The organism is Acidobacteriota bacterium (genome assembly GCA_035471785.1).
GTDB lineage: Bacteria > Acidobacteriota > UBA6911 > RPQK01 > DATIPO01 > JANQFM01.
This window is the reverse complement of the sequence record DATIPQ010000076.1, coordinates 18,278-27,567: the sequence shown is the minus strand read 5'-3', so window position 1 is coordinate 27,567 and position 9,290 is coordinate 18,278. Positions and strand designations below refer to the sequence as shown.

At 64.0% G+C, this 9,290-nt stretch carries 4 protein-coding genes; 3 read left to right on the top strand and 1 reads right to left on the bottom strand.

What is annotated here, in order from left to right:
* The 3 genes from VLU25_10635 to VLU25_10625 all read left to right on the top strand — a co-directional run.
* The coding region (locus VLU25_10635) for a TolC family protein (GenBank protein ID HSR68388.1) at positions 1-729 on the top strand (729 nt) is incomplete at its 5' end.
* A 7-nt stretch (positions 730-736) separates the two neighbouring features.
* Positions 737-2,404, top strand: coding sequence for an efflux RND transporter periplasmic adaptor subunit (locus VLU25_10630; GenBank protein HSR68387.1), 1,668 nt, complete (start codon positions 737-739; stop codon positions 2,402-2,404).
* A 36-nt stretch (positions 2,405-2,440) separates the two neighbouring features.
* Positions 2,441-5,590, top strand: coding sequence for an efflux RND transporter permease subunit (locus VLU25_10625; GenBank protein HSR68386.1), 3,150 nt, complete (start codon positions 2,441-2,443; stop codon positions 5,588-5,590).
* Positions 5,591-5,787: 197 nt separating this feature from the next.
* On the opposite strand, the gene VLU25_10620 is transcribed toward VLU25_10625, so the two are convergent.
* Positions 5,788-9,138 (bottom strand): PDZ domain-containing protein, encoded by a 3,351-nt coding sequence (locus tag VLU25_10620; GenBank protein HSR68385.1) that lies wholly within the window; start codon positions 9,136-9,138, stop codon positions 5,788-5,790.
* Positions 9,139-9,290 lie beyond the last annotated feature (152 nt).

The window sequence follows — 9,290 nt, the reverse complement described above, 5'->3', positions numbered from 1 at the left end:
GACGTCTCGGGGCTGTCTCACCTGAAAGTGGAAGCGGAGGAGATCCGTTACCGCTCGCAATTGGCTGAAGCGGAGACGGGACTGGCCGCGGCTTGGAGGGAGTTCTCGGCCTGGACGGACTGGCCCGCGGCGACGCCGCCTCAACTGCAGGAGCCCGGGCTCCTGGACGAGCCCCGCCAAGCCTTGCAGACGCTACGGAGCCTGGCCCTGTCGCAGCGGGCCGACCTGCGGGCCCTGCAAGCCCAGTTGGAGGAAAAGCAGGCCTTGCTGGCCCTGCAGCGTGCCGAGAAGGTGCCGGACTTAACCGTCGGAGGCGGTTTCAAAAGGGACTTCGGGCAAAACTCCTTCCATGTCGGTATCGATTTCCCTCTTCCCCTCTTCGACCGCAATCGGGGAGCCGTCAGCGCGGCCCGGGCCCAAGTCGAGAGCGCACGCAGCGAGTTGCGCTGGAGACAGATCCTGGCCGGCAAAGAGGTTGAGGAGGCCTTCAGACGCTTCAGCTTTCAGCGCGACGAGGTGCAGCGGCTGCGCGAGGCGGTCATGGACCGGCTTGACACCATCGTCGAGATCACCGCCCAGTCCTACGGCGAAGGCGAAGCCAGCCTACTGGAACTGCTGGACGCCATGCGGGTGCAGTTGGAAGCTTCGCTCAACTTTCAGACCTTGCTGCTGCAAGCCCGCCTTTCACGAGTCGACCTTGAGGAAGCCGTGGGAGGCCCAGTCGATTGAGGCTAGCATGACGAAACTATGGTCGCCGCCCACTCTCGCCCGGCCCCTGCTGCTGGCGGTTCTGGCACTTGTGCTCTCCAACTGCGGCCACAGCCATGACGGCGAGGATCATTCACATGGGGAAGAAAGCCACAGTCATGACGAGGATGACGAAGCCCTCTCAGATACGGTGTGGAACGACCGCTTCGAGCTCTTCATGGAACACCCTCCCCTCCGGAGCGGCGAAACCGTCGATTTCCTGGTCCATCTGACCATCCTGGACGGCTCACGGCCGGTCACTGAAGGGCCGGTCAGCTTCATCTTCACCCGCTCCGGAAGGGAGCTGCGCCGGATCAATGCCGAGGAACCGCTGCGTCCTGGCATCTTCAGCTTGAGTACGAGCTTTGACGAGCCTGGTCCCCTGGTTTTGACAGTAGACATTCAAGGCGGTCCCGTGAAGGGTTCCATCAAGGCCTCGCCGCTGACCGTGCATGCCAAGGACGACCCGGCCTCCCTTGCGGCCCAAGGCCAAGACACCCAAGAGGGAACCATCGGCTTTCTCAAGGAGCAGCAGTGGACCGTGGACTTCTCCACGACCCTGGCAGAGCAGCGCAGGATCGAGGGTTTTCTGAACGCCCCCGCGCGGGTGACGGCGCCCAGCGGACTCGACAGCACGGTCTTCTCTCCCTCGCAGGGCCTCTACCGCCAACCGCCCGAGGGCGTTCCGCGGCAGGGCTCGCGGGTGAGGAAGGGGACCCTGCTGGGATGGGTGGAGCCCACGCCCGCCGAGCGCATCGCCATGGCCTCCAGTCAGATTCAAGCCGGCCAGACACTGGTGCGCCTGCGCAACGATCTGGCTCAGGCGGAAAGCGACGTGACCGAGCAGAAGAGCCGGCTTCAAACCGCCCGGCAGGAGATCCAGCGGCTGGAGAGGCTGCTGGAGCTGCAGGCCGTCCCCCGCAAGCGCCTGGAAGAGGCCCAGAGCCGCAGGGAGATCCATCAGGCCTCGCTGGAGGCGGCTCAGACCCGCCGTCAGCAACTGCGCCAGCAGCTGCAGAAGCAAACCGCCCAAACCGATGCCCAGAAACTGGACCAGCGACTGGCGCTCCATTCGCCCATCACCGGCAAGATCGTGGCTGCGCAAGCCGCCGATGGACAATCCGTCGACAGCCGCCAGGAGCTCTTCCGCATCATTAACCTCGATCAGGCCTGGATCAACGCTCAGGTCAGCGAATCCGAGATGCCGCGCTTGAAGGCCCTGAATGGGGCCTTGCTGGACCTGCCCGGCGGAGAGCAGATTCGGCTTGAGGCGAGCCGCCTGGTGGACGTCGGTTCCGTGGTCGATCCCGCCAGCAGGACGGTCCCCGTCATCTGGCAGGCTCCCAATCCCGGAGGCCTGCTCAGGGCGGGAATGCTGCTGGAGGTCCGCATGCGGACGGATGACGACACCCCAGCCGCGGTGGCGATCCCCTCCCAAGCGGTGCTGATCGAGGACGACAAGTTGGTCGTCTACGTGCAAGTCAGCGGCGAGTCTTTCGCCCGCCGCATCGTGCGTACGGGAGCCCGCGACGCAAGCTGGACGCAGGTCATTGAAGGCCTGGAAGAAGGCGAAAGAGTGGTCGTGGAAGGAGCATACGAGGTGGCTCTGGCGGCCCGGGCGGGAGATGCCTCAGCCGCTCACGGGCACGCTCACTAGCCACCTCACCGGACCCACGACTTTGATGGATCTCTCATGCTGAACGGACTCATTCGAGCATCGCTGCACCACCGCTTGGTTGTGCTGATCGCTGCATTCCTGGCACTGTTGGCCGGACTCTATGTAGCCCTGAACCTTCCGGTCGATGTCTTTCCCGATTTGACCGCACCCACCGTCACCGTCCTCACCGAGGCCCACGGAATGGCCCCGGAGGAAGTGGAATCGCTGGTCACCTTTCCCATTGAGACGACCCTCAACGGGGCCACTTCGGTTCGCCGAGTGCGCTCGGTGTCGGGAATCGGCATCTCAGTGGTGTGGACCGAGTTCGAGTGGGGGACGGACATCTACCGGGCCCGCCAGATCGTCTCGGAGAAGCTTCAACTGGTCACCAATGCCCTGCCCGAGGACGCCTCTTCTCCGGTCATGGCGCCCATCTCCTCCATCATGGGCGAAATCCTGCTCATCGCTGTCACCGGGCCTTCCGAGCGCCTGATGGAAATGCGCACTTTGGCCGATTGGACCTTGCGCCGCCGCCTGCTGGCCCTGCCCGGAGTGGCCCAGGTGGTTCCCATCGGAGGCCAGGTCCGCGAGTACCAGATCCTGCTCGATCCCGAGCGTATGCGCCACCACGGAGTGACCCTTGAGCAGGCGCTGGCAGCAGCGGAAAGCGCCGGGCACAACGCTCCGGGAGGCTTTTACGTAGAGTCGGGCCGCGAATACCTGATCAGAGGCATCGGACGGGCCCGCGACCTGGAGGCGCTGGCCAAGACTCCCCTCCCGGCTTCAGCCTCAAACTTATCTGCTACCGCGGCCCAAGCCCCGCCCCTGGTCCTGCTGGAACATATCGCCGAGGTCAAGATCGGGGCCAAGCCGCGCCGGGGTACCGCTTCCGTCAACGGCGAGGAGGCGGTCATCCTCTCGGTGCAGAAGCAGCCGGGAGCCGACACCCTCGATTTGACCCGCCGCATCGACGAGATGCTGCAAGATCTGAACCTCCCTCCAGGACTGGAAATCGAGCGCCATATCTTCCGCCAGTCCGACTTCATCCAGGTAGCCGTCCGCAACGTCCTGGAGGCGCTGCGCGACGGAGCCCTGCTGGTGGTGATCATCCTCTTCCTCTTTCTGCTCAGTTGGCGGACGACCTTGATCTCGGTATTGGCCATCCCCCTGTCGCTCATCGTCACCGTCTTCGTCTTCCGCCTGCTGGACGTGGGCATCAACACCATGACCCTGGGAGGCATGGCCATCGCCATCGGGGCCCTGGTGGACGATGCCATCATCGACGTGGAGAACGTCTTTCGCCGGCTCAGGGAGAATCAGGCCAAGCCAGGGGCCGAGCGGGAAACGGCCCTCCAGGTAATCTACCAGGCCTCCAGCGAAGTCCGCTATCCCATCCTCTTCGCCACCTTCATCGTCATCATCGTCTTCATTCCCCTCTTTGCCCTGGGGGGATTGGAAGGCCGCATGCTGAGGCCGCTGGGTCTGGCCTACATCGTCTCGATTTCAGCCTCGCTGCTGGTGGCGCTGACCGTGACGCCAGCCCTTTGCGCCTACTTGCTGCCCCTCTCCAGGCTGGTCAGGGAAGGCCGCGAGAGCTGGGTTATCCAAAAGCTGGAATCCGCCTACCGGCCCGGGCTCAAGCTGGCCATGAGAAGGCCTTGGCTGGTGATGATTCTCTCGGCCTTGCTGGTCGTCGTTTCACTGGCCTTCGTACCCTTCTTGGGAACCACTTTCCTGCCCGAATTCAACGAGGGGACGCTGACCGTCACCATGGCCACCGTTCCTGGCACCGCCCTGCCGCAATCCGATCAACTGGGCCGCCGGGCCGAAGAGATCCTGCTGGCTCAGCCCGAAGTCCTCTCCACCGCCCGCCGCACGGGACGCGCCGAGCTCGACGAGCATGCCCAGGAAGTCTACGGAGCCGAGATCGACGTCCGCATCTCCCCTTCCATCGAGGATCACGGGGCTTTTCTGGAAAGGGTGCGCAATCAATTGGCTCTCATTCCAGGCACTCAGATCGCCATCGGCCAGCCCATCTCGCACCGCATCGACCACATGCTCTCGGGAACCCAGGCGGCCGTAGCGGTCAAACTCTTCGGGCCCGATCTGCTCACGTTGAGGGCCCTGGCTCAGCGCATCGAGGCGGTGATGGAAGGCGTGCCGGGAGTGGTGGACCTTCAAGTCGAACCCCAGGCCCACGTCCCCCAGGTTCAGATCCGATTCGACCGCCAGGCCCTGAGGCGTCACGGGGTTTCGCTGAAAGCCGCCCAGCAAGCCGTCGACGCCGGGCTGGGAGGGCACACGGTAGGGCGGCTGCTTGAAGATCAGCGCTCCCTCGATTTGGTGGTGCGCTTTTCCGATCAGGTTCGGAGCAACACCGCCTCCATCGGCTCGCTACGGGTAACGGGCGCCGGAGGAGTCTCAGTGCCGTTGGCCCAACTGGCGGACGTCCGCCGCGATTCGGGACCCAACCGCATCAGCCGGGAGGACGTCCAGCGCAAGATCGTCATCCAGTGCAACATCGCCGGACGCGACCTGGGAAGCGCCGTCCAGGACATCCGCCAGGCGGTGGAAGAGAACGTCGGCCTGCCCCAGGACTACCACGTCGTCTACGGAGGCCAATTCGAGAGCGAAAGGCAAGCCCGCCAGGTACTGATGATGCTCTCGGCCGCGGCCATCACCTTCATCTACCTGATCCTCTACCTGGCCTTCCGCAGCCTCCGCCTGGCCGCCCTGATGATGGCCAACCTTCCCCTGGCCCTGATCGGCGGAGTGGCGGCGGTTTACGCGGGGGGCGGAATCTTGAGCGTGGCCTCGATGGTGGGTTTCATCACCTTGCTGGGCATCGCCACCCGCAACGGCATCCTATTGGTGTCGCGCTACGAAAGCCTGGTGGCGGAAGGCTCGACCGTGGAAGAGGCCATCCGGCGCGGATCGGTGGAAAGGCTCAGCCCCATCCTCATGACGGCCCTCACCGCCGGGCTGGCCCTGATTCCCCTGGCCCTCTCGGGTCATGAACCGGGCAACGAGATCCAGTCGCCCTTGGCCATCGTCATCTTGGGCGGATTGCTCAGCGCAACCTTTCTCAACATGGTGGTGCTCCCCGCCCTCTGCCTGCGCTTCTACCCCGAGAGACGACGTCAGCGACAAGAGAGTCAATTTATCTCACGCTTTCAGTGTTCCTGATTTCCACCCCCTGAACCCAGGGTGGCGTCCCCCTCGCTCCGCTCACGGGACTGACCCTGGGCTAACGAATCGCTCGCCTTCAGCGAGCCCGGACTTGACTTTGAACATACAAGGGTCAGCCGTCAGCGAGACGGCGGCGCCACCCTGGGTTTGAACCGCGCCGGAAAAGAACGCTGAAGAAAAGCGTGAAATGAAAATCAGCGCTGTCCACCCCCTGGTTGGCGGTGGTTCTGGTAGTAGTCGGGGAACTCGGGGGTCTGATACTCGGGGGGCGGGTTCTGTTCCAGTTCCTCCATGATCACTCTGACGGCCCGCTCCAACTGCACGTCGCGGCCCTGGCGCCAGGCGGCGGGATCGTACTCGACGTCGATGTCGGGGGGAACGCCCACGTTCTCGATGAGCCACTCTCCTTCAGGCGTCCAGAAGGCCAGGTTGGGCGCGGTCACGCCGCCGCCGTCGATGAGCCCGGGAAAGCCGTAGATGCCCACCAGTCCGCCCCAGGTGCGCTTGCCGACCAATTTGCCCACACCGGCTCTGCTGAAGTACCAGGGCATCCAGTCGCCGCCCGAGCCGGCGAATTCGTTGATGATCATGACCTTGGGACCGAAGACCTGTCCCGCGGGAGTGACCAGGGTGGTGCTGTCGCGGATCTCCCAGAAGTTGATGAGAGGACGCTTCATCTGCTCCACGATCCAGTTGGCGAAGAGTCCTCCGCCGTTGAACCGCTCGTCGATGACCATGGCGTCCCTGCCGGTCTGGGCGTAGTAGTAGCGGTTGAAGTTGGTGAAGCCTCCCAGGGCCGTGTTGGGCAGGTAGACGTATCCGGCCCGCCCATCGGTCATCTCGGCCACTTTGCGACGGTTGGAGTCGATCCAGGCCCGGTGGCGCAGGGTCAGATCGCTGCCGGTCGGCTGCACGGTGACTTCCCTCGAGTCGCTGGAGTCGGGGTGGGGTCCCACCCGCAGCACCACTGACTCGCCCGAGCGGTTCTGAAAGAAGCTGTAGACGTTGTCGCCCGAAGCCACCGGCTGACCGTCGACCTCCAGCAGATAATCGCCTTCGTTCACTTCCACTCCGGGGGCGGTGAGAGGAGCCCGCAGGTCGGGATTCCAGTTCTCGCCCCGGTAGATGCGCGAGATGCGGATGCCCTGGCCGTCGTCCTCGAAGTCGGCTCCCAGCAGGCCCACCGAAACCCGGTCGGGCTGGGGTATGTCGCCTCCGCCGTTGCGGGTATGCCCCAGCACCAGGTTGCCCAGCATCTCCGAGATCAGGTAATTGAGATCGCGGCGGCTGGAGAGGTTATCGAGAAAGATCGAGTAGGTCTGCTCAGCCTGCTCGAGGTCGAGTCCGTGAGCGCCGGGATCGTAGAGGAAATCGCGTTCGATGCGCCACACCTCGCGGTAGATCTGGCGCCATTCCCGGCGGGGATCGACGCGGACCTCCAGGCCGCTCAGGTTGAGCCGTCCCTGACCCGGCTTGGGCGGACGCGCCGTGTCCACGATGGACCAGTTGTTGCCCTGCACCAGCAGCATCTTCTTGCGGTCGTGCGAAATGGCGAAGCCCGAGGCGCCCTCCACGAACTGCTCGGGCTTGCGCGATTCGAGGTCGAAGCGGTAGATGGTCTGTGGTCCGCCTCCGAAGGGGGTGGGGGTAACGTCGGGACCCACCGTGTAGAAGATCTGTCCCGCGGCGCCGGCCTGCAAATCGGTGATGTTGCGGTTGGGGATGGGCAGGTCGAGAATGCGCTGATCGAGACCCTCGAAATCGATGCGGACGCTTTTTTCGTCCTCCTCTTCCGCTGATGCCTCCGGCTCTTCCTCCTGCATCGGCTCGCCCTCTTCGGACATGTCTTCTTCCATCTCCTCATCTTCATCGCCCTCGGCCTCGGCCACGGCTTCTTCGTCGCTCTCGGGAGCCAGCGGCGAGGGGTCGTCGGCCCGCAGCACCATGACGTAGATGCTGCGCGTCACGGGACGGCTGAGGCTGGACATTTCGCCCCAGCCCAGCGTGGGGCCGATGTCGGTGCTGGCGGTAAAGAAAATGTGCCGTCCGCCTTGGTCGAACGCGGCATAGCGGGCGTCGCTGAGACCGTCGGTGACCTGGTGGCTGGTGCCGTTCTCGCGGTCGTACACGAAAACGGCGTGGACATGGCTGGGCAACTGCTTGGTGTACACCAGCCAGCGGCTGTCCGGCGACCAGGACGGATCGAGCGAGGGGATCGGTCCGCGATAAGAGGTCTTGTCGACGTGCATGGACGTGCCGCTGTCTATGTCCAGGATCCACAGATTGAGCGCCTTGTCGGAATAGGCCAGGAAACGGCTGTCCGGCGACCACACGGGTGCATAGTAGAAAGAAGGGTTGTCGGAGAGGGCGATCTTGCGCAGCTCCTGACGCCCCGTCTGGTCTTCCAGGTGAAGCTGATACTCTCCCGAGGCGTCCGAAAAGTAGGCGATCCAACGTCCGTCGGGCGACCAGGAAGGATCGCGGTCGGCCACCCCGCTGGAGCGGGTCAGGTTGCGTACGTCTCCCTTCTCGGCCGGCACCGTGAGGATATCGCCGCGGGCGGAAAAGAGAGCCCGCTTCCCGGTGGGCGAAATGTCGGCCGCCATGATGGCGCCGCCCACTTTCTCGAAGCGGGGCCGCACCGAAGGCAGATCGCCGCGCACGGTAATGGGAACCTCGCTCACGCTTCCATCGGACGGATCATAGATCCCCACCGAGCCGAACTGCTCGAAGACGATGGCGTCGGGTCCCGCCGAAGCCCACTTGAGATCGAATCCGCGGTGTTCGAAACAGCGTTCAGTCTTCTCGGAAGAGGGATGGTAGGAATAGAGCGTGACGTATCCGTCGCGGTCGGAGAGGAAGTAGATCTTGTCGCCCAGCCACATGGGATGGAAGTCGTTCCAGTCTTCCCTGGGGATCTCGCTGACCGAGGAATCGCTCAGATCGGCCACCCAGATGGTGGAGGTCCTGCCGCCCCGGTAGCGCTTCCAGGTCTGATAGGCTCCGGCGCGAGGATCGTAAGCCATGCGTCCGCCATCGGGAGAAAAGGCTCCGAAAAAGGCCGTAGGCAAAGGGACCTGCCGGGGCATGCCTCCAGCGGCGGAGATGGTGAAAAGCCGTCCCTGACGGGGATGGATGCCGTTTCTCGTGGAGGTGAAGAGCACCGCGTCCCCGTCGGGCGTCCAGCCGCGAACCGTGTCACTGCCTGGATGGAAAGTCAGACGTTTGGGAATTCCACCCTCGGCGGGCACCACGAAGACGTCGGTGTTGCCGTCGTAGTTTCCCGTGAACGCCACCCGGCGCCCATCGGGCGAGAAGTAAGGTTCAGCCTCCTCCCCCTCTCCGGCGGTCAGACGCTGGGCATCGCCCCCCTGCCTTTCCACGATCCACAAGTCGTCGGCGAATACGAAGACGATATGGGTGCGGCTCAAGGTCGGCTGCTGGAGCAGATAGGGGGCCTGGTTCTGATCGGGATTTGCGGCCATCAGGGGCAGGCTCAGGCAGGCCACGAGTATCAAGGTGCAAATGCGGCTGTTTGCTGACATGGTCTTTTCCTCTCTCCGGATTCTCAGGGGGGGAACGAATACCGTGGTGAATCCCACGTTACCACATGGCAGGAGGGCTGCCGAGGGGAGACAGGAAGCTGAAAAGAAAAACGCAGCCGGCGCCTGGAGGAGGCCGGCTGCGCAGTTCCTTG

Bases quoted from the DNA above. Each gene is read 5' to 3' on its own strand.
- VLU25_10630 (HSR68387.1), top strand. From the start codon at position 737: ATGACGAAACTATGGTCGCCGCCCACTCTCGCCCGGCCCCTGCTGCTG.
- VLU25_10625 (HSR68386.1), top strand. From the start codon at position 2,441: ATGCTGAACGGACTCATTCGAGCATCGCTGCACCACCGCTTGGTTGTG.
- VLU25_10620 (HSR68385.1), bottom strand. From the start codon at position 9,138: ATGTCAGCAAACAGCCGCATTTGCACCTTGATACTCGTGGCCTGCCTG.